Annotated in this window: 20 protein-coding genes and 1 tRNA gene; 10 read left to right on the forward strand and 11 right to left on the reverse strand. The window is 64.6% G+C overall.

The genetic code is table 11. From position 1 onward, the window contains the following. Nucleotides 1-5: 5 nt before the first annotated feature. Nucleotides 6-1,193: an ABC transporter permease gene (locus tag ALII_RS0102585; RefSeq protein ID WP_024585776.1), complete on the reverse strand. Its 1,188-nt coding sequence runs from the start codon at nucleotides 1,191-1,193 to the stop codon at nucleotides 6-8. 77 nt (nucleotides 1,194-1,270) lie between these two features. Between ALII_RS0102585 and dgcA the strand changes: the two genes are divergently transcribed. Beyond that, on the forward strand, nucleotides 1,271-2,254 hold the full coding sequence (gene dgcA / locus ALII_RS0102590; protein ID WP_024585777.1) for an N-acetyl-D-Glu racemase DgcA: 984 nt from the start codon (nucleotides 1,271-1,273) through the stop codon (nucleotides 2,252-2,254). Nucleotide 2,255: 1 nt separating this feature from the next. Here dgcA and ALII_RS0102595 read toward each other — a convergent pair whose 3' ends face one another. Further along, nucleotides 2,256-3,065, reverse strand: coding sequence for a UDP-2,3-diacylglucosamine diphosphatase (locus tag ALII_RS0102595; protein WP_024585778.1), 810 nt, complete (start codon nucleotides 3,063-3,065; stop codon nucleotides 2,256-2,258). 186 nt (nucleotides 3,066-3,251) lie between these two features. On the opposite strand from ALII_RS0102595, the gene ALII_RS0102600 reads away from it, so the two are divergent. Then, on the forward strand, nucleotides 3,252-5,570 hold the full coding sequence (locus tag ALII_RS0102600) for an NADP-dependent malic enzyme (RefSeq protein ID WP_173401388.1): 2,319 nt from the start codon (nucleotides 3,252-3,254) through the stop codon (nucleotides 5,568-5,570). 294 nt (nucleotides 5,571-5,864) lie between these two features. Here the strand turns inward: ALII_RS0102600 and gltX are convergent, their stop codons facing one another. From gltX to ALII_RS0102620, 3 genes are read right to left on the reverse strand one after another with little or no spacing between them, the layout of a single operon-like run. Continuing rightward, nucleotides 5,865-7,238, reverse strand: coding sequence for a glutamate--tRNA ligase (gltX, locus tag ALII_RS0102610; RefSeq protein ID WP_024585780.1), 1,374 nt, complete (start codon nucleotides 7,236-7,238; stop codon nucleotides 5,865-5,867). A gap of 7 nt (nucleotides 7,239-7,245) precedes the next feature. Continuing rightward, on the reverse strand, nucleotides 7,246-8,925 hold the full coding sequence (locus ALII_RS0102615; protein ID WP_024585781.1) for an NAD+ synthase: 1,680 nt from the start codon (nucleotides 8,923-8,925) through the stop codon (nucleotides 7,246-7,248). Nucleotides 8,926-8,960: 35 nt separating this feature from the next. Continuing rightward, the gene (locus ALII_RS0102620; protein ID WP_024585782.1) at nucleotides 8,961-9,551 is read right to left on the reverse strand and encodes a hemerythrin domain-containing protein; all 591 of its coding nucleotides are present in this window, start codon (nucleotides 9,549-9,551) and stop codon (nucleotides 8,961-8,963) included. 149 nt (nucleotides 9,552-9,700) lie between these two features. Between ALII_RS0102620 and ALII_RS0102625 the strand changes: the two genes are divergently transcribed. Continuing rightward, nucleotides 9,701-10,624 carry a lipid kinase gene (locus tag ALII_RS0102625; protein ID WP_024585783.1) on the forward strand — a complete coding sequence of 308 codons (924 nt, stop codon included), beginning with the start codon at nucleotides 9,701-9,703 and terminating at the stop codon, nucleotides 10,622-10,624. Nucleotides 10,625-10,645: 21 nt separating this feature from the next. On the opposite strand, the gene ALII_RS0102630 is transcribed toward ALII_RS0102625, so the two are convergent. The 4 genes from ALII_RS0102630 to rpiA form a co-directional block, all read right to left on the reverse strand. Beyond that, nucleotides 10,646-12,022: a 3-deoxy-7-phosphoheptulonate synthase class II gene (locus ALII_RS0102630; protein WP_024585784.1), complete on the reverse strand. Its 1,377-nt coding sequence runs from the start codon at nucleotides 12,020-12,022 to the stop codon at nucleotides 10,646-10,648. Between the two features lie 114 nt (nucleotides 12,023-12,136). Beyond that, complete coding sequence (gor, locus tag ALII_RS0102635; RefSeq protein WP_024585785.1) at nucleotides 12,137-13,528, reverse strand: glutathione-disulfide reductase; 1,392 nt, start codon at nucleotides 13,526-13,528, stop codon at nucleotides 12,137-12,139. Nucleotides 13,529-13,625: 97 nt separating this feature from the next. Beyond that, entirely contained in the window at nucleotides 13,626-14,180 is a 555-nt protein-coding gene (locus ALII_RS0102640; RefSeq protein ID WP_024585786.1) for a DUF2059 domain-containing protein, read from the reverse strand. Between the two features lie 54 nt (nucleotides 14,181-14,234). After that, nucleotides 14,235-14,930, reverse strand: coding sequence for a ribose-5-phosphate isomerase RpiA (gene rpiA / locus ALII_RS0102645; protein ID WP_024585787.1), 696 nt, complete (start codon nucleotides 14,928-14,930; stop codon nucleotides 14,235-14,237). 125 nt (nucleotides 14,931-15,055) lie between these two features. On the opposite strand from rpiA, the gene ALII_RS0102650 reads away from it, so the two are divergent. After that, nucleotides 15,056-15,757 carry an HAD family hydrolase gene (locus tag ALII_RS0102650; RefSeq protein WP_024585788.1) on the forward strand — a complete coding sequence of 234 codons (702 nt, stop codon included), beginning with the start codon at nucleotides 15,056-15,058 and terminating at the stop codon, nucleotides 15,755-15,757. Nucleotides 15,758-15,830: 73 nt separating this feature from the next. Further along, nucleotides 15,831-15,905: transfer RNA gene (locus ALII_RS0102655), tRNA-Val, on the forward strand. Between the two features lie 121 nt (nucleotides 15,906-16,026). Here ALII_RS0102655 and ALII_RS20930 read toward each other — a convergent pair. Further along, nucleotides 16,027-18,111 (reverse strand): L,D-transpeptidase family protein, encoded by a 2,085-nt coding sequence (locus ALII_RS20930; protein ID WP_051375752.1) that lies wholly within the window; start codon nucleotides 18,109-18,111, stop codon nucleotides 16,027-16,029. A 291-nt stretch (nucleotides 18,112-18,402) separates the two neighbouring features. Here ALII_RS20930 and ALII_RS0102665 point away from each other — a divergent pair, with 291 nt between their 5' ends. From ALII_RS0102665 to ALII_RS0102675, 3 genes are all read left to right on the forward strand, one after another. Beyond that, the gene (locus tag ALII_RS0102665) at nucleotides 18,403-20,022 is read left to right on the forward strand and encodes a fumarate hydratase (protein WP_024585790.1); all 1,620 of its coding nucleotides are present in this window, start codon (nucleotides 18,403-18,405) and stop codon (nucleotides 20,020-20,022) included. Nucleotides 20,023-20,091: 69 nt separating this feature from the next. Beyond that, nucleotides 20,092-20,490, forward strand: a complete 399-nt coding sequence (locus tag ALII_RS0102670; RefSeq protein WP_024585791.1) for a rhodanese-like domain-containing protein — start codon at nucleotides 20,092-20,094, stop codon at nucleotides 20,488-20,490. Beyond that, nucleotides 20,487-20,948, forward strand: a complete 462-nt coding sequence (locus ALII_RS0102675; protein WP_024585792.1) for a MarR family transcriptional regulator — start codon at nucleotides 20,487-20,489, stop codon at nucleotides 20,946-20,948. The genes ALII_RS0102670 and ALII_RS0102675 overlap by 4 nt, the downstream gene beginning before the upstream one ends. Here the strand turns inward: ALII_RS0102675 and ALII_RS0102680 are convergent. Then, nucleotides 20,945-21,295: a DUF971 domain-containing protein gene (locus ALII_RS0102680; protein WP_024585793.1), complete on the reverse strand. Its 351-nt coding sequence runs from the start codon at nucleotides 21,293-21,295 to the stop codon at nucleotides 20,945-20,947. The two genes, ALII_RS0102675 and ALII_RS0102680, sit on opposite strands and share 4 nt — an antisense overlap. Before the next feature lie 109 nt (nucleotides 21,296-21,404). Between ALII_RS0102680 and moaA the strand changes: the two genes are divergently transcribed. Together moaA and ALII_RS0102690 are read left to right on the forward strand one after the other, a co-directional pair. Further along, nucleotides 21,405-22,436, forward strand: a complete 1,032-nt coding sequence (gene moaA, locus ALII_RS0102685; protein WP_244437272.1) for a GTP 3',8-cyclase MoaA — start codon at nucleotides 21,405-21,407, stop codon at nucleotides 22,434-22,436. Nucleotides 22,437-22,525: 89 nt separating this feature from the next. Continuing rightward, complete coding sequence (locus ALII_RS0102690; protein WP_024585795.1) at nucleotides 22,526-23,446, forward strand: DMT family transporter; 921 nt, start codon at nucleotides 22,526-22,528, stop codon at nucleotides 23,444-23,446. Nucleotides 23,447-23,481: the final 35 nt, after the last annotated feature.

Consider the following 23,481-nt stretch of genomic DNA (forward strand, 5'->3'; position numbering starts at 1 on the left):
CGGCCTCAGAAGTTGATCGCGGCGTAGAAGATGGCGAACAGGCCATCCAGCACGATGACGACGAAGATCGACTTCACGACCGAGGTCGTGACCTGCCGTCCCAGCGATTCGGCGCTTCCGCCAACTTTCATCCCCTCGACGGACCCGATGATGCCGATGATCAGCGCCATGAAGGGTGCCTTGATCAGGCCGGCCATGATCGTGCCGATGTCGATCGACGCGCGCATGCGGTCGAGAAACGCATCCGGCGTGATGCCTGAATAGACCCAGGTGACCGTCATCGCGCCGCCGATGGCCGCGAAATTGGCGAGTACCGTCAGACAGGGAAGCGCGATCACCAGCGCGACCAGTCGCGGAAAGACGAGGACGCCGACCGGATTGAGACCGATGACCGTCAGCGCATCGACCTCCTCGCGCATCTTCATCGAGCCGATTTCGGCCGTGATGGCGCTGCCGGAGCGACCGGCGACCATGATCGCGGTCAACAGCACGCCCATCTCGCGCAAGACGAGAATGCCGACGAGATCGACGACGAAGATCTCGGCGCCGAAATAGCGAAGCTGGAACGCGCCCTGCTGGGCGACGATGGCGCCGACGATGAAGGACATCAGGACGACGACGGGGATGGCGCCGACGCCCATCCGGTCGATCTGGTTAAAGATCGCGGCGAGGTTCACCGAATGGCCGCGTCCGAGTTTCAACTGGCCGCCGCGGATGGTGGCGCCCAGGATGTGCATCGACGCGAGGAAATCGCCGCGAAGGCTGTACATCGCCTTTCCCAGCCCCTCGATGGGGCGCAGGAAGATCGAGGTACGGTCGTTGGCGCGGGGTTCGACCGGCTTGCGCAGAGCTTCGCCGACAGCATCGAACAGGATGCCGAGCGACTCGGTCTGGCCGGACATGGCGACCTCGGCCCCGCGGCTGCGATGGGCATGCGCCAGGCGCTCGATCAGCCAGGCGCCGGCGGTGTCCATGCGGCCGACGCGCGACACGTCGATCGAAAGACGCTGCGCCGAACGCCGATCTTCCAGTTCGCGCATCTGCTCGTCGACGGCGGCGACGGTCTGCGTGTCCCAGTCGCCGGAGAGCATCGCGACAAGCCGACCGCCCTCGTCCCGCCACTCGACGGAGGGGCGCGTCAGATTGCTTTCGGCCGAAGCCTGACTTGCTTCCGATCCACGTTTCCTGAACATGGCGGAAGTCTTACTCACGATTTTCTCGGCTGTCACTTTGTCAACCGGGACGCGATTTCAGCACTGGAGAATTCCTCATGCGGCGTGACATTTCTGCCGAGATAGAACGGTTCCCGATCGCCGGGAGTTTCAGGATTTCAAGGGGTTCGAAGACCGAGGCGGAAGTCGTCACCTGTACGATCACCGAAGGACAGAACACCGGGCGCGGTGAATGCGTTCCCTATTCACGATATGGTGAAAGTCTCGATCAGGTTCGTGGCGCGATCGAATCGGTCATGCCGGCGATACGCGATGGGGCGGACCGGACCGCCATGATCGGTCTCTTGCCGGCCGGCGCAGCGCGCAATGCGGTCGACTGCGCGCTCTGGGACCTCGAATCGAAGATCGGCGGCCGACGCGCGCATTCGGACGTCTGCGCCATGCCGCCCCGTCCCCTGACCACCGCCATGACGATCTCGCTTGGAACACCGGACGAGATGGCGGCGCAGGCGCGCTCCAACGCGTTCCGACCCTTGCTCAAGGTCAAGGTCGGGACGGAGGACGACCGCGCGCGCATCCATGCGGTTGCGAGTTCCGCCCCGAACAGCCGGATCATCCTCGACGCCAATGAGGGCTGGACGCCGGAAAACATCCGCGAGCACATGCTCGTGGCGGCGGAGTTCAAGGTCTCGCTCATCGAGCAGCCGCTGCCGCAGGGCAAGGACGAGATCCTGCGCTCGATCCCTCACCCGGTGCCGATCTGCGCCGATGAGAGCGTCCACGGACCCGACGACCTTGAACAGCTTCTCGGGCTTTACGATGCCGTCAACATCAAGCTCGACAAGACCGGCGGGCTGACGTCTGCGATCATCCTGCGCGACCGCGCACGCTCGCTCGGCTTCGGCGTCATGGTGGGCTGCATGGTGGGAACGTCGCTGGCGATGGCGCCTGCGGTGCTGCTGGCGCAGGATGCCGATTACGTCGACCTCGACGGACCGCTTCTGCTTGCCAAAGACCGCGCGCCGGCCCTTGCCTATACGGGCTCGCTCGTCTCGCCTCCCGATCCGGCGCTCTGGGGCTAGGTCACGCGGCTTTCGCCACAGCCGCGCCGACATCGACGGGGACGAGGACCGGCGCTGCGATCTCGCCGGCCCTTGCCCAGTGGATGATCTCGAACGTGCCGTCGAAATGCTCGGCGACAGCCGTGCAGCTTTCGACCCAGTCGCCGGTGTTGACGTAGCGCACGCCGCCCACCTCCTCGATCACCGCATGGTGGATGTGGCCGCAGATCACGCCGTCCACGCCCGAACGCCGCGCCTCCTCGGCGAGCACTTCCTGAAAGGCACTGATGAAGTTCACCGCCTTCTTGACCTTCAGCTTCGCCCAGGACGAGAAGGACCAGTAGGGCAGGTTCGCCAGGCGCCGCAGGCGGGCAATGATGCGGCCGACGACGATGGCAGCGTCGTAGGCCTTGTCGCCGAGAGTGGCGAGCCAGCGATAGTTGTGGACGACGGCATCGAACTGGTCGCCGTGGATGACCAGATAACGCCGCCCGTCCGCGGCCTCGTGGATCGCGCGATCGGCAACGACGATGCCGCCGAAATGCGTTCCCTGGAAATTGCGCAGGAACTCGTCGTGATTGCCGGCGATGTAGGTGATGCGGCAGCCCTTTCGGGCCTGGCGCAGAAGCTTCTGGACGACGTCGTTATGCGCCTGCGGCCAATGCCAGGAGCGCTTCAGGCGCCAACCATCGACGATGTCGCCCACGAGGTAGATTCGGCCCGCCTCGTGATGGCGCAGAAAGTCGATCAGGTAGTCGGCCTTGGCGGGCTTCGACCCCAGATGCACGTCGGAGATGAAGAGCGTGCGGAAGCGGCGCGGCGTGGCGGTCATGAATTGCCCTCGTCATTGCGTCTTCCGCTCTATGGCGTGAGTCAGATCACAGCCATATGACGGTTGTCTTTCGAGGGTGGCTGGCGATAGGTTGGCGCCGATTTCGGCATGGCGGCAGCGAACGATTTGCGACGGCCGCGCGGGCTATCGAAAAACGAAAAGAAGACGAGCAAGGATGGGCGAGCCATGATTGATGTCGAGACGACGAAAGCACCGCCGGCGGACCTCGACGAGGCGGCGCTTTTCTACCATCGCTACCCGGCGCCCGGTAAGCTCGAAATCCAGGCGACGAAACCGCTCGGCAACCAGCGCGACCTCGCGCTCGCCTATTCGCCCGGCGTCGCCGCGCCCTGCCTTGCCATCCACGAAAACCCGGCGCTCGCCGCCGACTACACAGCCCGCTCGAACCTCGTCGCCGTCATCTCCAACGGATCGGCCGTGCTCGGGCTCGGCAATATCGGGCCGCTGGCCTCCAAGCCGGTGATGGAGGGCAAGGCGGTTCTGTTCAAGAAGTTCGCCGGGATCGACGTCTTCGACATCGAGATCGACGCGCCCGAGATCGCGCGCATGGTGGAGACCGTCTCCGCGCTCGAGCCGACCTTCGGCGGCATCAATCTCGAGGACATCAAGGCACCTGAATGCTTTGAGGTCGAGGAGCAGTTGAAGGCGCGGATGAAGATCCCCGTCTTTCACGACGACCAGCACGGCACGGCCATCATCGTCGCCGCCGCCGTCCTCAACGCGCTCGAACTTGCCGGCAAGGCCATCGGCGAGGTGAAGATCGTCACCTCCGGCGCTGGCGCGGCGGCGCTCGCCTGCCTCAACCTGCTCGTCGAGCTCGGCGCCAGCCGCGACAACATCTGGATCACCGACCGGCACGGCGTCGCCTACAAGGGCCGCGTCGAGGAGATGGACCGCTGGAAGGAGCCTTATCTCAAGGACACCAATGCGCGTACGCTCGCCGACGTCATCGGCGGTGCGGACGTCTTCCTCGGCCTTTCGGCCGCCGGTGTCCTCAAGCCCGAACTCCTGGCGGATATGGCCGAGCGGCCGCTGATCCTGGCGCTCGCCAATCCGACGCCGGAAATCATGCCGGAACTCGCCCGCGCGGCGCGTCCCGACGCGATGATCTGCACCGGGCGCTCGGATTTTCCGAACCAGGTCAACAACGTCCTCTGCTTCCCCTACATCTTCCGCGGCGCGCTCGATGTCGGCGCCACGGCGATCAACGAGCCGATGAAAATGGCCGCCGTGCGCGCCATCGCAGCGCTCGCCCGCGAGGAACCGTCAGATGTCGCCGCGCGCGCCTATTCGGGCGAGACGCCGATCTTCGGCCCCGACTTCCTCATCCCCTCGCCCTTCGATCCCCGCCTCATCCTGCGCATCGCGCCGGCCGTCGCGCGCGCAGCGATGGAAACCGGGGTCGCGACGCGTCCGATCGAGGACATGGGCGTCTATGTCGATCGGCTGACGCGTTTCGTCTTCCGTTCCGGCCTCGTGATGAAGCCGGTCTTCGCCGCGGCTCGGAACGCGACGACGAACCGCGTCATCTATTCGGACGGCGAGGACGAGCGCGTCCTGCGCGCCGCGCAGGTCGTGCTGGAGGAAAAGATCGCCCGGCCGATCCTGATCGGCCGTCCAGCCGTCATCGAGACGCGGCTGGTGCGCTACGGCCTCAAGATCAGGCCCCAGACGGACTTCGAGATCATCAATCCGGAAGACGATCCGCGCTACCGCGACTATGTCGATCTTCTGATCCGGCTTGGCGGCCGCCGCGGCGTGACCACCGAAGCCGCGCGGACGATGGTACGCACCAACAACACGGTCATCGCCGCGCTTGCCATGATGCGCGGTGAGGCGGATGCGATGATCTGCGGGCTCGAGGGACGCTTCGAGCGCCATCTTCGCAACGTCGAACTGATCATCGGCAGACGGCCGGAGGTCGCAGACCTTTCGGCGCTGTCGATGCTGATCTCGCAGCGCGGCGTGACCTTCTTTACCGACACCTATGTGACCGTCGACCCCTGCGCCGACGACATCGCAGAAATGACGATGCTCGCCGCAACGGAGATTCGTCGCTTCGGCATCGAGCCCAAGGCTGCGCTTCTTTCCCATTCCAATTTCGGCTCGCGCGATTCGGCGAGCGCTCTCAAGATGCGCCAGGCTGCCGAAATCCTTCACCGGCTTGCGCCCGACCTCATCGCCGACGGCGAAATGCACGGCGATTCCGCACTGTCCGAACCATTGCGCAACCGCGTCTTTCCGCATTCGCGCCTGACCGGAGAGGCGAACCTCCTGGTCTTCCCGAACCTCGATGCGGCGAACATCGCACTCAATACGATCAAGGCGATGACCGATTCGCTTCATGTCGGACCGATCCTGCTGGGAACGTCGCGGCCGGCTCATATCCTGACGCCGTCCGTCACCTCGCGCGGCGTCGTCAACATGACGGCGCTGGCGGTCGTCGAGGCGAGCCAGACGGCCAGCGAGGCAACGGCGGATTAACCGCAGCGCGCTATGCGTCGGGCATGATCCATGCGGTGAAATTGCGATTCGCGATGTCGGCGGCCTGCCTTGCAATGGCGTTCGCCGCGCAGCCGGCATTCGCCTGCCAACGGGTTTCGCCGTCATTTCAGGATGCGAGTTGCAAGGGCCAGCCGTTGCGTACGCGTGCCATGATCTCGAACGGCAGCCTCGTCGTGATCGGCACGTCCATGGCCGATGGCTACAAGCGGCCTGCCGTCGCCGCCGCGCCGGTCATCGAGGCCGAATTGCGCGACCTTGCCGACCAGCCGCCAGTCAGGGTCGTCGGGCCAAGCTTTCTTCCCGCCCCAGAAGCGGCAATAGATTTGCGAGCTCCGGGCCGGATTCCCGGCCGGTAAGTGCCAGCCGAAGCGGCATGAACAGCGCCCTGCCCTTGCGGCCCGTCACCTGCTTGACGCGGTCGGTCCAGATTTTCCACGTCATCTGGTCCCACGGCTCGACCGGCAGTTCGGCGAATGCCTGTCCCAAGAATTCACGGTCTTCGTCCGCCGCCGCATAGGAAGGCCGGCCCTTCGGCGACAGGATCGCCCACCACTCTTTCGCCTGTTCGAATCTGTCGAGATTGCCACGCACGGCCAGCCAGAATGGCTCTGCCTTGTCGCTATCGATGCCGAGTTCGGCCAGCCGCGGCTTGGCCGTCGCAAAGGGCATGGCGTGCAGCACGTCGCGATTGAGCCCGTCGAGATCGGCCGGATCGAACTTGGCCGCCGATTTCGACGTCGCGGCCGGGTCGAAACGGTCAGCGAGTTCGTCAAGCGAGTGAACGGCGGCGACATTCTCCGAGGTGCCGATCAGCACCGCCAGCGACGCGATCGCCAGCGGCTCGATGCCGGCTTCGCGAAGGCCCTTGATCGACAACGACCCGGTGCGCTTCGACAGCCCCTCGCCCGTGCTCGTGGTCAGGAGATTGTGGTGGCCGAAGCCGGGCGGCACGGCGCCCAGCGCCTTGAAGAGCGCGATCTGAGCGCCGGTGTTGGTGACGTGGTCGTCACCGCGGATGACGTGCGTCACGCCCATCTCGATGTCGTCGGCGACGGAGGGCAGCGTGTAGAGATAGGTGCCGTCCTCGCGCACCAACACCGGATCGGACATCGAAGCGAGATCGACCGTCTGCGGGCCGCGCACGACGTCGTCCCAGTGGACTTCGGTGCGATGCGGCGCGAACGGGTCGGCCTCGAAATTCGGCAGCAGGAAACGCCAGTGCGGCGTGCGGCCTTCTGCCTCGAGCGCGGCCTTCTCATCCGCCGTCAGCTTCAGCGCTTCGCGGCCATAGACCGGCGGCAGGCGCCGCGTCAGGCGCAGCTTGCGCTTGCGCTCCAGCTCGTCCGCCGTCTCGTAGCAGGGATAGAGCAGGCCCTTCGCCTTCAACGTCTCGACGGCCGCGTCATAGGTCGCAAAGCGGGCCGACTGGTGCACAGTCACGTCGGGCTTGATGCCGAGCCAGAAGAGATCCTTCTGGATCTGGTCGGCATATTCCTGCTTCGAGCGCGCCACGTCCGTGTCGTCGAACCGAAGGATGAACCGACCCTCGGCCTTTCGGGCGAAGAGCCAGTTGAACAGCGCCGTGCGCGCATTGCCGATATGGATATGGCCGGTCGGCGACGGCGCAAAGCGAACGGTAACGGTCATTTCGTGCTCAGCTCCGGTCGCGAAAGCGGTTGGTGATCGGATAGCGCCGGTCGCGCCCGAAATTCTTTTTCGTGATCTTCACGCCCGGCGCGGCCTGCCGCCGCTTGTATTCGGCAATGTACAGGAGATGCTCGACCCGGTGGACGAGTTCGCGGTCATGTCCTCGCGCCACGATCTCATCGACGCCCATCTCGTTCTCGACGAGGCATTCGAGAATGTCGTCGAGCACCGGATAGGGCGGCAGCGAATCCTGGTCGGTCTGATCGGGCCGAAGCTCGGCGGAGGGCGCCTTGTCGATGATGTTCTGGGGGATCACCTCGCCCGAGGGCCCGAGCGCGCCGGGCGGGACGGTGGTGTTGCGCCACGCCGACAGGCCGTAGACCTGCATCTTGTAGAGGTCCTTGATCGGATTGAAGCCGCCATTCATGTCGCCGTAAAGCGTCGCGTAGCCGACCGACATTTCCGACTTGTTGCCGGTGGTCACCACCATCGCGCCGAACTTGTTCGACACCGCCATCAGGATCACCCCGCGCGCGCGGCTCTGCAGGTTTTCCTCGGTGATCCCCTCTTCCGTGCCCTCGAAGAGCTGGCCGAGCGCATTGGAAAACCCTTCGACCGGCTCAGCGATGGCTACGATATCGTAGCGGCAGCCGAGCGCGCGGGCGCAGTCCTCGGCGTCCTTCAGCGAATCCTTCGACGTGTACCGGTAGGGCATCATGATGGTGCGGACGCGCTCCTCGCCGAGCGCATCGACGGCGAGCGCGGCGCAGATCGCCGAATCGATGCCGCCCGATAGGCCGAGCACCACGGTCTTGAAGCCGTTCTTGTTCACATAGTCGCGCAGGCCCAGCATGCAGGCGCGATAGTCCGCCTCCTGCGCCTCGGGCAGAATCGCGCGCGGACCTTCGGTGCAGGCCCACACATCGTCTTCGTCGCGCCGCCACGTCGTGACGGCCAGCGTTTCCTCGAAGGGGCTCATCTGGAAGGCGAGCGACTTGTCCGCGTTGATGGCGAAGGACGCGCCGTCGAAGATCAGCTCATCCTGCCCGCCGAGCTGGTTGGCGTAGATCAGCGGCAGGCCGCTTTCGATCACCTCGCGGATCACGACCTGCTGGCGCACGTCGGATTTGCCTCGGTAGTAGGGCGAGCCGTTGGGCACCAGAAGCAATTCGGCGCCGGCTTCCGCCAGCGTCTCGCAAACGCCGAGTTCGCCCCAGATGTCCTCGCAGATCGGGATGCCGAGCCGCACGCCGCGGAAATTGACCGGCCCCGGCATGTCCGGCCCCGGCTGAAACACGCGCTTTTCGTCGAATTCGCCATAGTTCGGCAGGTCGAGCTTGTAGCGTTCGGCGACCACCTTGCCCTTGTCGGCGACGACGATCGCATTGTGCAGCCCGCTCTTGCGGGCGAGCGGCGTGCCGATGACGATGCCCGGCCCGCCGTCCGCCGTATCCGCGACGAGGTCGCCAACCGCCTTCTCGCAGGCGGCGACGAAAGCGCGCTTCAGGACGAGATCCTCCGGCGGATAGCCGGCGATGAAGAGTTCGGTGAAAAGGACGAGGTCCGCGCCCTGCCTCGCAGCATCGGCCCGCGCCTCGCGCGCCTTGGCGAGGTTGCCGGCAATGTCGCCGACTGTCGGGTTCAACTGCGCGATGGCGATGCGAAGGATGTCGGGCGTTTCACTCATGCCGTTCGTCTAGCGCGGCCTTTGCACAGGCGCAATCAGTAGCCGCCGAGTTCCCGGTCGCCCTTTTCGAGGATCAGCGGAATGATCAGATCTTCTTCGTCGTCGAGATGGCGGGCGAGCATGGCGACGAGTCGCGCATTCTGATCGGCATAGGCGTCAGCCGCATAGCGCTGGGCGTCTGCGTCTCCGGTCAGCGCCTGCAGAAAGGCGTTTGCCGTCTCCGCATTCATTTCCAGCGCGTCGTTGATCAGATGATGATCGGCATCGAGGATGTCGAACCCGCGCTTCAGCCGTGTCTCGACGCGCGCGAAGATCGGAAAATAATGCTGGTCCTCGATATTGTGGTGGCCGTCGAGCTGGCCGAGGAAGAAATTCAGACGCGGCGCGAAGAACCGGGCGAATCCGGGCGCGTCGGTTCTGCCCTCGCGATAATCGGCGATCGAGCCCGTCAGTGTCCCACCCAGTTCGCGGAACATGTCGTGCCGCTGCAGCCACATCGACGCCATGCCGTGGACGTTGCGATGTCCGGTCCAGCTATCGCGCGGATATTTCTCGACGAGATAGCGCAGGTCCTCCGGCAACCCGGTACGGCTCTCGAGATTCGGCAGTTGGTCATTCTCGTCCATGATTCGCTCCTTGGTCGCGCAGATAGGCATGGTGGGCCTCTTGCGCCAAGAGAGACGGATTGTTCAGTCGCCGTCAGCGAAAAGCTCGCAATGGCAAATGACAGTTCCTATTTGGCGAAGGCTTCCCGAACCGGAGAAGGAACTCCTCCTTGCAAACGACCAAGCGCGCCCTTTTCCTCGTCAATCCGAATGCGCGCCGCGGGCGCGAGCCTGTCGAGCCGGTCCTGGAAAGGCTGAAAGCCGGCGGCCTCGACGTGATGGTTGAACCCTTCGAGGCGCTGCCTGAGATCGCGCGCGACGTCGTGCGATTGCGCGAACGGGCCGATCTCGTCATCGTCTGCGGCGGCGACGGGACGGTCTCGTCGGCAGCGGTGGCGGTGATGGAGTCCGGCCTGCCGATGGGCATCATGCCGATGGGAACGGCGAACGATCTCGCCCGCACGCTCAACATCCCGATGGACCTCGTCGAAGCGGCTGGCGTCATCGCGGACGGCCACGCGCGCAAGGTCGATGTCGGCACGGTCAACGGCCATGCCTTCTTCAACGTCGCCTCGATCGGTCTTTCGACCGAACTCGCCCAGAGCCTCGACCCGCAGACCAAGAAGCGCTGGGGCCGGCTCGGCTATGCGATCGCGGCGAGCCGCGTCCTGACGAAGGTGCGCCCGTTCAAGGCGACGATCACCGAAAAGGGCGACACGATCCGCGTCTCGACCTACCAGATCGCAGTCGGCAATGGCCGGCACTATGGCGGCGGCAACGTCGTCGAGGAAACCGCCGAGATCGACGACGGCCATCTCGACCTTTACAGCCTCGAACTCTCCAATGTCTGGAAGCTCGCTTTGATGCTGCGCTCGTTCCGCTCGGGCCGCCACGGCGCCTGGAACGAGGTGCGCACGGCGCGCTGCGTCGAGTTCGACATCAAGACGGACCGACCGCGCCCGGTCAACACGGATGGTGAGATCGTCACGCAGACGCCGGCCCACTTCAAGGTGCACCCGGCGGCGATCAGCATCTTCGCGCCGCTGGCAGCCGCTAGAGGCTCCGTCGGCTCAGGCAGCGCGGTCGCCGCCTGAGCACATGAGCTTGCGCCGATTTCAGGCGTTGACGGCCTGGCGCGGTGCCTGGCCGTGCTTCTTCTTGGCCAGAAGCTCGCTCACCAGGAAGGCGAGTTCGAGCGCCTGATCGGCGTTGAGACGCGGGTCGCAATGCGTGTGGTAGCGATCCTGCAAATCCTCGTCGCGCACCGCACGCGCGCCGCCGGTGCATTCGGTGACGTTCTTGCCAGTCATCTCGATATGGATGCCGCCGGCATGCGTGCCCTCGGCGGCATGAACGTCGAAGAAGGTCTGGACTTCCTTCAGGATGCGGTCGAAGGGCCGCGTCTTGTAGCCGGCGGCCGTGATGGTGTTGCCGTGCATCGGATCGCATGACCAGACGACCTTGCGGCCTTCCTTCTCGACGGCGCGGATGAGCTTCGGAAGATGGTCGCCGACCGCTTCCGACCCGAAGCGCGCGATCAGCGTCAGGCGTCCCGCTTCGTTTTCCGGATTGAGCAGGTCGATGAGCTTGATCAGCCCGTCCGGCGTCATCGACGGTCCGCATTTCAGGCCGAGCGGGTTCTTGATGCCGCGGCAGTATTCGACATGCGCATGGTCCGGCTGACGTGTGCGGTCGCCGATCCAGATCATGTGGCCTGACGTCGCGTACCAGTCGCCCGAGGTGGAATCGACGCGCGTCATCGCCTCCTCGTAGCCCAGAAGCAGCGCCTCGTGGCTCGTGTAGAAGTCGGTCTCGCGCAGCGCCGCATGCGATTCGGACGTGATGCCGACGGCATTCATGAAATCGACCGTCTCGGTGATGCGGTTCGCCAGCGCCTTGTAGCGCTCGGATTGCGGGCTGTCCGACACGAAGCCGAGCATCCACTTGTGGACGTTTTCGAGGCTGGCATAGCCGCCCTGCGCGAAGGCGCGCAGCAGGTTCAGCGTCGCGGCCGACTGGCGGTAGGCCATGCGCTGGCGCGCCGGGTTCGGCGTGCGCGCTTCCTCGTTGAACTCGATGCCGTTGATGATGTCGCCGCGGTAGGACGGCAGCGCCACGCCATCCTTCGTCTCGGTGTCGGACGAGCGCGGCTTGGCGAACTGGCCGGCGATGCGGCCGACCTTCACCACCGGCTGCGCGCCGCCGAAGGTCAGCACCACCGCCATCTGCAGGAAGACGCGGAAGAAGTCACGGATGTTATCGGCGCCGTGCTCGGCGAAGCTTTCGGCGCAATCGCCACCCTGAAGCATGAAGGCTTCGCCGGCCGAAACGGCGGCAAGCTGCTTCTTCAACTTGCGCGCTTCGCCTGCAAAAACGAGCGGCGGATAGCTGGCAAGCTGCTTTTCGGTCTCTGCAAGGGCGGCGAGATCCGGATAGGCAGGAACCTGTTGGATCGGCTTGTCACGCCAGGAATTCGGAGACCATTTCGTCATTGTCGCACCCGTTCAATATCGACTGGGGGCCGGGAATGCACCCTGCCCGTGGCGGCGTCCTTACACTACGAGAGCGGGCGATTCTACACCCGCATGACCGAAGGCGCGACCACTTCAGGCGATCAGTTCGCCGTTCTTCACGCGGTAGCTCGGCTGGTACATGGTGACGAGCTCTTCCGCCGCGGTCGGATGGACAGCCATCGTCGCGTCGAAATCTTCCTTCGTCAGCTTCGCCTTGACGGCGATGCCCAGCAATTGTGCCATCTCGCCCGCATCGACTCCGAGCACATGCGCGCCGACGACGCGGCGGCTGGCGGCATCGACGATCAGCTTCATCACCATCTTTTCCATCCGGCCCGACAGTGTATGTCGCATGGGGCGGAAGGTGGCCTTGTAGATCTCGAGCTCGTCGTACTTCTTCGCCGCATCTTCTTCCGAAAGGCCCACCGTGCCGAGTTCGGGCTGCGAGAAGACGGCGGTGGCCACCGCCTCATGGTCCGGCTTCGTCGGCTTGCCGCGGTAGACGGTATCGACGAAGCACATCGCCTCATGGATCGCGACGGGCGTCAATTGCACGCGGTCGGTCACGTCGCCGACGGCATAGATGTTCTCGACATTGGTGCGCGAATAGTCATCGACGATGATCTCGCCCTTCGGACCGGTCGTCACACCCGCTCTGTCGAGGCCGAGACCAGACGTGTTGGGCTGGCGGCCGATCGCGAGCATCACCTGGTCGACGACCAGCGTGCGGTCCGCATTGGTGTGGGCCTCGAGCCTACCATCCGGGCGCTTCTCGATCTTCGTGAAGATCTCCTTGCACAGGACCTTGATGCCCTTGGCCTCCATCTCGACGTGAAGAGCCGTGCGCAAGTCCTTGTCGAAGCGCCCCAATATCTCCTTGCCACGATAGATCAGCGTCGTCTCGACGCCGAGGCCGTGAAAAATGTTGGCGAATTCGACGCCGATATAGCCGCCACCCGCGATGACGATCGCCTTCGGCAACTCCTCCAGATGAAACGCCTCGTCGGAGGTGATGCAGTGCTCGTGGCCGGGCAGCGCCGGATGAAGGCTCGGATGGCCGCCGGTGGCGATCAGGATCGTCTCGGCCGTCACCGTGCGTCCGTCCTTCTGCAGCCGGATCGTGTGCGCATCCTCCAAGACCGCGCGGCTTTCGATGATCGTCGCGCCGGCATTTTCGAGGCCCTTGCGGTAGAGCCCTTCCAGCCGCGCGATTTCCTTGTCCTTGTTGGCGATCAGCGTCTTCCAGTCGAAGGAGCGCTCGCCGACGGTCCAGCCATAGCCGGCGGCATCCTCGAAATGTTCGGGAAACTGCGAGGCGTAGACGAACAGCTTCTTCGGCACGCAGCCGCGAATGACGCAGGTGCCGCCGAAGCGGTATTCCTCGGCGATCGCGACGCGCTTACCGAGGGAGGCCGCGACCCGCCCTGCCCGCACGCCACCCGATCCGCCGCCGATCACGAAGAGATCATAGTCGTACTGGGTCATGCGGCGGCCTTTCTAGGTTTCGGGGCAAGACTTAAGACCGCATCGCCCAAAAGAAAAGCCCGGCACATGGCCGGGCTTTCGATGCGATGAAGATCGCTCAGTTGGACTGCGCGGGTGCCGGGGCAGCCCCCGGAGCCGCTTCGCCCTGCGGCTCTGCAACCTGGCCCTGCAGTTCGCCGGCCACATCGCGCGCGAGGTCGCGGGCAATGCCCGACTGCCAGATATTCGCGGCCTGGAAGACCTGATTGGTCACTTCCGGGTGCGTCTCGATGAACTTCTGGCCGGTCGGAGACGAGTAGAACTCCGAGATCGTCGCCAGCTCTTCCTCCGAGAAGAACTGGGCGTAGGCAGCGGCGGCCTCGCGCTCCAGATCGCCGCGGCGAGCGGCCAGCGCAATCGCCTTTTCGTCGACCGTGCGCGAAATGAGGCTCACCTGGTCCGGGTTCTTCTGCGTCAGCTCGTTCTTAAGCGCCATCGCGGCCTGCGGCAGGATGTTGTCGAACTCATCCGTCATGCCGACCGCGTCGACGGCGGCTCGCGCAGCGGCGAGATGGCTTTCGGACGGCTCCTGCGAAGCGGCCGGGCCAACGGCAGATCCGAGCGCAATGGCTGCACCGACGGCAAGCGCAATGCCCGCATATCTGAAATTCATGTTCAGTCTCCTCTTTGCCGGCGCGCCCGCGCCGCTCGTTCGTCCTGACGACGCCTATACGCCGTCGATCGTCTTCACGCCATCCGGTTCGGCGACCACGGCCAGATCGGCAAGGTTCAGGAACAGCCCATGCTCCACGACGCCCGGGATCGCGTGAAGCGCATCCGAAAGTGCCAGTGGATCGGGAATACGGCCAAAAGATGCGTCGAGAATGACATGGCCGCCATCGGTGACGAAACGCTCGTCATTGCGTTCGCGGAGCACGATCGCACCCGATAGCCCGAGCCGGCTTGCCGCCGTCTCGATCGCCAGTCGCGTCGCGCCGAGGCCGAACGGATTGACCTCGACCGGCAGCGGAAACTTTCCGAGCGTTTCGACCACCTTCGACGAATCGGCAATCACGATCATCCGCTTCGAGGCGAAGGCCACGATCTTCTCGCGCAGGAGCGCTCCGCCGCCGCCCTTGACGAGCGAGAGGCCGGGTCCGATCTCGTCGGCGCCGTCGATGGTCAGGTCGAGCGCCGGTTCCTCGTCGAGCGTCGCGAGCGGCACGCCGAGATCGCGGCAGAGTTCCGCCGTGCGCTCGGATGTCGGCACGCCGATGATCCGCAGCCCCTCCGAAATCCGCACGGCGAGAAGCCGCACGAATTCCTCGGCGGTCGAGCCCGTCCCGATGCCGAGCTTCATTCCGTTTTCCACATGGGAAAGGGCGACCCGTGCCGCTTCGATCTTCAGCGCTCGCGCATCCATGTCCCGCTCCTTGGTTGGCAGACGCCGTTTAGCACCTTCATCCGTGCTGGCAAACCACCCGACCGCCTTGCGCGTGCCGCATGGCCAAGCTAGACCCGCCGCAACGGAAACCAACGGACGACCCGATGACCGCTCCCATCATTGTCTTCGACCTCGACGGCACGCTCGTCGACACCGCTCCCGACCTGATGGCGAGCCTCAATCATTGCCTGGCACTCGACGGCATGACCGTCGCCGGACCCGCCGAGTTCCGCCGCTTCGTCGGCATGGGCGGCAAGGTGATGATCGAGCGCGCCTATGCGGCGCAGCAGCGCGTCCTTTCCGACGAGCGCCTCAAGGAACTCCTCGACACGTTCATCGAACATTACGGCTCGAACATGCCCGGCGATTCGCAGCCCTATGAGGGCGTGGTCGCCGCGCTCGATCGCTTTGACGATGCGGGATACCTGACCGCGATCTGCACCAACAAGTTCGAACTGCATTCGACGCGGCTGATGCAGGGCCTCGGATTGACCGAACGCTTCCGCGCCATCTGTGGGCAGGACACGTTCGCGTTCCGCAAGCCTGACCCACGCCACCTGATCGAGACCATCGCGCGCGCCGGTGGCAATCCCGAACGCGCGATCATGGTCGGAGACTCCGAAACCGACATCAAGACGGCCAAGGCTGCGGGCATTCCCGTCGTCGCCGTCGACTTCGGCTACACGGACAAGCACGTGCGCGAATTCGAGCCGTCGCACATCATTTCGCATTTCGACGAGTTGACGGTCGACCTTGCCGACCGGCTGATCGCAGCGGCAACCTCGCCGCGCGCCAAGACCGCTTGACGGACCCCGGCGGATGCTCCTATACGCGGGCCACGTTCGGTCCGCCGGACGACTTTGAGCGCGTGGCGCTCATGGGCGCGTAGCTCAGCGGGAGAGCATTCGCTTCACACGCGAAGGGTCACAGGTTCAATCCCTGTCGCGCCCACCATTTACATATCTCACGGCAAAGTCGCTGCGCTCGTGCCTCCGATGGGTCGCGCTGGCCGCGCGACGCCCGGTCGGGCTTGCGAACCCTTCGGGTTCGAGACGCGCTGCCAGATCGAGCGTCGTCAGATCGACGGCGCCCTCGCCGCTTCGATGCGCTCCATCGCCTCGCGCGTCTTCAGGTCGCGATCGTAGACATCCGGATAGTAGCCCATCTTGCCGCCGGCTTCCGGCCATGCGGTGAAGTAGGCGACGTAGACCGGTACCTTCTGATCCAGATTGTCACGGCCGTGCTGGCCGGCCAGGCGCGAGTCGACCTTCGCACGATCCCAGCCGAGCACCGCCGCCGCCATGGCGCGCGGGTCTTCGAGGCGTACGCAGCCATTCGACAGCGCGCGGTTGTCGCGGCTGAAGAGATGCCGGTCGGGCGTGTCGTGCATGTAGATCGCGTGCTTGTTCGGGAACATGATCTTCAACTCGCCGAGCGCATTGCTCGGGCCCGGCCGCTGGCGGACATTGTAAGGGATATTGGCGCCATAGCGCGTCCAGTTGATCGCCGACGACGAGATCCGGCGGCCCTGCTGGTCCGTCACTTCGAAGCCGGACCGGTCGAGATAGGACGGGTCGGCATAGAGCTTGGGCAGGTACTTGTTGACGATGATCGAGCGCGGCACGCCCCAATAGGGGTGGAACTCGACATAGGAAATCTCGTCCTGGAAGAAGTAGGTCTGCGTCGCCTTGGTGCCGACCACAGTGCGCATCGCCAGCTTCTCAGAGCCGTCCTCGACATAGCTCGCCATCGCCGACGGTGCGTTAAGGAAAACGTAGCGATCGCCGAACTCCGACGGCAGCCAGCGAAGCTGCTCCATCGCGAGCTTCACCTTCTCGATCCGCGCCGCCTTCGATTCGCCGGCAAACGCCGTCACCGTGCGTGGCCCGATGATGCCGTCGACCTGCAGGCCGCGCTTTTCCTGCGCCGCCTTGATGACGGCGACCAGATCGTCCGAATAGATCTGGTTCGCGCGGTTGAGTTCGATCGCAGTCGCGTGCTGGGCCAAGAAGGCCTGGTCCGCCTCCTTCTCGATCACGGCGAGAATCTTCGGCAGTTCCGCGCTCGTCTGGCCAGGCCGGATGAACGTTCCTGGCGCGATGACGATGCTCTTTTCCTCGCTCGCGCGCAGTTCCTCGAGCTCGACCTGCATGGCCTTGTAGAATTCGTTCTGCGGATGAAGCGCGCGCAACGCATCGCGCGCGTCGTCGCCATCGGCGAGCTTCGACAGCAGGCCGGCATAGTTCACCGTCTTCAACTCGAAATCGTGATAGCCGGAAATACGGTTCGGATCGACGCGGCCGGCATGAATGTCGCGTGCATAGCGCAGCATCCGCGCGGACAGCGCCATCTCGAAGCGCGCCAGCGCGGCTTCATCGTTCGCACGCGGCATCGACACCGCATAGTCGCCCGGGTTGAGGCCGTAATCGTCGGCGCCTGCCAGTTCGCGCACCACGTCGCGCGCGGCCGAACTGACGCGCCCGCCCTCGGACCAGATCATCTGCGGGCGCTTCGAATAATGCGCGACGACCGCATCGCCGATCGCCTGCTCGGCGTAGAATTCGAACGTCGCCAGATCGTCGAGCGAATCGGCGATCGTTGCCTTGAGCGGTTCGGGCGAGCGCACCGCCTGTTTGCGGACGTCGATCTCGAGCTTCGGATTGGCGCCGCCGATCGAGGGAACCTGCCTGCCGTCCTGCGCCGCCATCCGCCGGCGCGGCTCGCCGCGCGCATCATTGCCTTCCAGCGCCTTTTCCACCGCTTCTTCGAGGCTTCCGCCGGCAACGGTTACCGTCCGTGACGGCGCGGCCGCAGCCTGAGTCGTTGCGCCGACCGTGCCGTGATCGATACCGGTGTTGACCAGCGCGGGATCGATCGAGATCGCGGCGAAATTCACTTTCGCGAGCGTATCGGTCTTGTAGGTGAAATATTGCGGGCCGGTGACGCGGGGCGCCTGTGGCGGTGCAGCGCGCTGAACCTGCTGCTGGACCGGGGCCTGCGGCTGCTGCTGGTATTGCGGCTCGACGTAGCGGCGCGGCGGCTGATTGAACAGGCGCTCGAAAAAGTTCTGCGCGGATGCACTCTCCACGCCGGTCAGGAGCGACGCCGCGAGCGCGGTGGAGGTCAGGGCCAGAGCCCGAAGGCGCATACGCTTGATCATGTCGTCCAATCCGTTCGAGAGTTCCAGTCGGGCGCCGCGTGGGCCGGCAAACACACAGAGCCCGACACTGGACCCGATATGGTTTCCAAATCGCAAACTCTCGCCCGCCACGACCACGATGCTAAGGATGACGGTGCGTCGGGTTCAAGGCATCCGGTGCCGCCTCGACCGGTTTTGTCGCGACCATTGCAGGAATACAACGCTCGTCCATCGCCCAAAGGCAGGCTTCAATCCGAGCCCGTTTCGCTTTAAGAGCCTGCCAACCTGTTTCTTTCCGGAGATCTTTCGCCGATGGCCGACTACGCAAGCGCCGAGCTTTTCCCCCTCGCAGCCGACGAAACGCCCTATCGCAAGCTGACCTCGGACCATGTGAGCGTCGACACCTTCCGCGGCCAGGAAATCCTGACGGTCGATGCGGAAGGGCTGCGCCTCCTGTCGGAAACCGCCTTCGCGGACATCAATCATCTGCTGCGCCCCGGCCACCTGAAGCAGCTTGCCGCGATTCTCGAAGACCCGGAAGCGACCGACAATGACCGGTTCGTCGCCTACGACCTCTTGAAGAACGCCAACATCGCTGCCGGCGGCGTGCTGCCGATGTGCCAGGACACCGGCACGGCGATCATCATGGGCAAGAAGGGCCGGCGCGTCTGGACCGAGGGCGGCGACGCCGATGCGCTCGGCCAGGGCGTGCTCGACGCCTACGAGAAGAAGAATTTGCGCTATTCGCAGCTCGCACCGCTGTCCATGTTCGAGGAGAAGAACACCAAGAACAATTTGCCGGCGCAGATCGACATCTACGAGGAAGGCGAGGACGCCTACAAGTTTCTGTTCGTTGCCAAGGGCGGTGGCTCGGCCAACAAGACCTTCCTCTACCAGGGCACGCCGTCGCTGATGACGCGCGACCGGCTGCTCGATTTCCTCAAGGAAAAGATCCTGACGCTCGGCACCGCCGCCTGCCCGCCCTATCACCTCGCCATCGTCATCGGCGGCACGTCTGCCGAGATGAACCTCAAGACCGTCAAGCTCGCCTCGACGCGCTATCTCGACGGCCTGCCGACCTCGGGCAGCGAGACCGGCCATGCGTTCCGCGACCTCGAAATGGAAGCCGAAGTCCACAAGATGACGCAGTCGATGGGCGTCGGCGCCCAGTTCGGCGGCAAGTATTTCTGCCACGACGTGCGCGTCATCCGCCTGCCCCGCCATGGCGCCTCGCTGCCGATCGGCCTCGGCGTGTCCTGCTCGGCGGACCGGCAGGCGAAGGGCAAGATCACCAGGGACGGCATTTTCCTCGAGGAGCTGGAGACCAACCCGGCCCGCTACATGCCGGACATCGACGAGGAGAAGCTGACCTCGCATGTGGTGAAGGTCGACCTCAACCAGCCGATGAGCGAGATCCTGAAAATCTTATCGGCCCAGCCCGTCAAGACGCGCGTGTCGCTCTCCGGGCCGATCATCGTCGCGCGCGACATCGCCCATGCGAAAATTCGCGAACGTCTCGAAGCCGGCGAGCCGATGCCGGACTATTTCAAGAACCATCCTATCTACTATGCCGGCCCGGCCAAGACGCCCGCCGGCTATGCGTCAGGCTCGTTCGGGCCGACGACGGCGGGTCGCATGGACAGCTATGTCGACCAGTTCCAGTCCTTCGGCGGGTCGATGGTGATGCTCGCCAAGGGCAACCGCTCGCGCCAGGTGCGCGAGGCCTGCGGCAGCCATGGCGGCTTCTATCTCGGCTCGATCGGTGGTCCTGCCGCGCGACTGGCACAGGACTGCATCAAGAAAGTGGAAGTCGTCGAATATCCCGAACTCGGCATGGAAGCGATCTGGCGCATCGAGGTCGAGGATTTCCCCGCCTTCATCGTCATCGACGACAAGGGCAACGACTTCTTCAAGGAACTGAACCTCGGCTGACGAGGAGCGCGGGAGCGTCTTGCGCTGGCGCTTCCGCGCGGCCATCATCGGCAGGTCAGGAGGCCTGCCATGAAAAAGGGCTACAAGGCATTGCTCGAAGAAGCCAATGCCGAAATCGAGGCGATATCGCCAGCGGCGGCGCAGGAACTCGCCGCGCGCGACGACGTCGTGCTGGTCGATATCCGCGATCCGCGCGAACTCGACCGCGAGGGACGCATTCCGCACACGCTGCATGCGCCGCGCGGCATGCTGGAATTCTGGATCGATCCGGAAAGCCCCTACCACAAGCCCGTCTTCGCCAGCGGCAAGACCTTCGTTTTCTTTTGCGCAGGCGGCCTGCGCTCCGCGCTCGCCACCAAGACCGCGCAGGACATGGGTCTTTCGCCCGTCAAGCACATCGAGGGCGGATTCGGCGCCTGGAAGGCGGCCGGGCTGCCCTATGATCCACCCGCCGAGCGCAAGCCTTGACCGCAACGAAACCGACCGACGCGCCGCGCCTGCCTTGGGACAATCCCCGGTTCCGCAACTGGATCGCGGTCGTGCGGGCCGAGCGCGCCGTCGTGCGCGAACTCGCCAAGGCGATCGCGCCGCTGAAGATCGGCCAGCTCGATGTGCTGATGAACCTCTACCGCCACCCCGGCCTGTCGCAGCACGATCTTGCGCGCCGGCTGCTCGTGGGGCGCTCGAACATCACGATGCTTCTGCCGCAGCTTGAAAGCCAGGGCCTGCTGCGCCGCGAACCGGACGAGAACGACCGCCGCGTCATGCGGCTCTACCTCACCGACGAGGGCGAGGCGCGGCTGATGAAGGCGATGGAAATCTACGCCGCCCTTCTCGACCGCGTCATGGCACAATCGACGCCCGACCAGTGCGAACGCCTCGGCGACCAGATGCGCCGGATCAGCGAGGCGTTGAAGGAAGACTAGTCGCGCGACAGTCCCTTCGCCGCCAGTTCGTCGACATAGGCCTGCCAGCGCGTGTCCTTCTCGTGGCCGAGTGTGTGCAGGTAGTCCCAGGTGAAGATGCCGGTGTCATGCCCGTCGTCGAAGACGATGCGCACGGCATAATTGCCGACAGGCTCCATCTTCGAGATCGCGACCTCGCGCTTGCCCGGCACGGTCACGCGTTGTTCGGGCGAGTGGCCCTGCACTTCGGCGGACGGCGAGACGACGCGCAGAAACTCCGCTTCGAGCGCGATCGGCGCGTGATTTTCGAAGAGGATCGTGAGCAGCCGCCGATCCTTCGAGACGCGCAATTCCGATGGTGGCCGCATGTGAAACCTCTTCAATCTTTCCCACCCGAATGCCTCAATTCATCGTCATGCGCCAGACTTTCGGCGCATCGGGCTTGCGCGCGGGGCAAAAGATCACGAAATTGACGGGATGGGCATCGAAGGCAATGGCATGAATTTCGGCGACACCAGCATGATCGACCCGTTCGGGCGCGCGATCTCCTATCTGCGCGTCTCGGTGACGGATCGCTGCGACTTCCGCTGCACCTATTGCATGGCGGAAGATATGACCTTCCTGCCAAAGCGCGATCTTCTCAGCCTCGAAGAACTCGACCGGCTCTGCACTGTCTTCATCGAAAAGGGCGTAAAGAAGCTGCGCCTCACCGGCGGCGAGCCGCTGGTGCGCAAGAACATCATGCACCTCGTCCGCGATCTCTCGCGCCATATCGAGAGCGGCGCACTCGAAGAACTGACGCTGACCACCAACGGCTCGCAGCTCCAGCGCTTCGCGGCCGAGCTCGCCGAATGCGGCGTCAGGCGGATCAACGTCTCGCTCGATACGCTCGACCCGGCGAAGTTCAAGCAGATCACCCGCTGGGGTGACATCTCCAAGGTCATGGCCGGCATCGACGCAGCGCAGGCGGCGGGTCTGAAGATCAAGATCAATGCGGTCGCGCTCAAGGGCTTCAACGACTACGAGATCCCCGGCATGCTGCGCTGGGCGCATGGCCGCGGCATGGATATGACGGTCATCGAGACGATGCCGATGGGCGAGATCGATGAGGACCGGACGGATCAGTACCTGCCGTTGTCCCTTCTGCGCGCGCAGCTCGAGCGCGAATTCACCTTTGCCGATATTCCCTACAAGACCGGCGGTCCCGCCCGCTATGTCGAGGTGGCGGAAACCGGTGGGCGGCTCGGCTTCATCACGCCGATGACCCACAATTTCTGCGAAAGCTGCAACCGCGTGCGTCTGACCTGCACCGGCACGCTCTACATGTGCCTTGGCCAGGACGACGCGGCCGATTTGCGCGCCGCGCTGCGCGCTTCCGAGGGCAACGAGCTTTTGTCGAACGCGATCGACGAGGCCATCGGGCGCAAGCCCAAGGGTCACGACTTCGTCATCGACCGTCGCACCAACCGGCCCTCCGTCTCGCGTCACATGAGCGTCACCGGCGGCTGATCTGGCGTAGACATTCGCGCCGCTGGTCCGTTGCGCCGAGCCACGCGGCGTCATAAGGCATCGTCGAGCCAAACGACGAGCCAGCATCCGTGAATCTTTCGCCAAACCTCCGCGCAGCCCTGTTCATGGCCATTTCGATGGCCGGGTTCACCCTCAACGATGCGCTGACGAAAACGGTCATCAGCGACATGAACGCCGCGCAGGTGATGGTGGTTCGCGGCACGTTCGCCACGATCATGATCGGCCTGCTCGCCTGGCATGGCGGCGTCCTGTCGTCGCTGTCGTCGCTCCGCCGCCCCCTCGTCGCCGTGCGGGCGACCAGCGAGATCGGCAGCACACTCTGCTTTCTCGCCGCACTCGCGCAGATGCCCCTCGCCAACGTGTCGGCGATTCTGCAGGCGCTGCCGCTCGCCGTCACCATGGGCGCAGCGCTATTCCTCAACGAACCGGTGGGCTGGCGGCGCTGGACGGCCATTCTGGTCGGTTTTGCCGGCGTCCTGATCATCGTCCGGCCCGGCTTCGAGGGCTTCAATTCCTATTCGCTGCTTGCGCTGCTTTGCGTCGCCTTCTGCGCCCTTCGCGATCTCGTGACCCGGCGCATCCCCGCGGAAATCCCCTCGCTGGCCGTTTCGTTTGCTACCGCGCTCTTCGTCACCGTCATCGGAGGGTTTCTCGTCGTGCCTGATGGGGGCTGGACCGAGTTGACCTTGACCACCACCTCGATGCTGCTGGGCGCCGCCGTCCTTCTCATTGTCGGCTACCAGTTCATCATCATGGCGATGCGCGCAGGCGACATCTCGTTCGTCGCGCCCTTCCGCTACACCGCCCTGATCTGGGCGCTTCTGCTCGGCCTGCTCGTGTTCGGCGAAGTTCCCGATGCCGCGATGCTCGTCGGAGCGTCGATCGTCGTCGCGTCCGGCCTCTACACGCTCTACCGCGAGCGCCATGCGGGCAAGACGCAGCCGGTTGCCGACACGACGTCGCCCGCAATGGCGCCTGACGGCGTTTGAGAAGCTTGAAGCGAAGGCGGATGAGGCCTATTCAC

It is taken from the genome of Aliihoeflea sp. 2WW, from assembly GCF_000497755.1.
Taxonomy (GTDB): domain Bacteria; phylum Pseudomonadota; class Alphaproteobacteria; order Rhizobiales; family Rhizobiaceae; genus Aliihoeflea.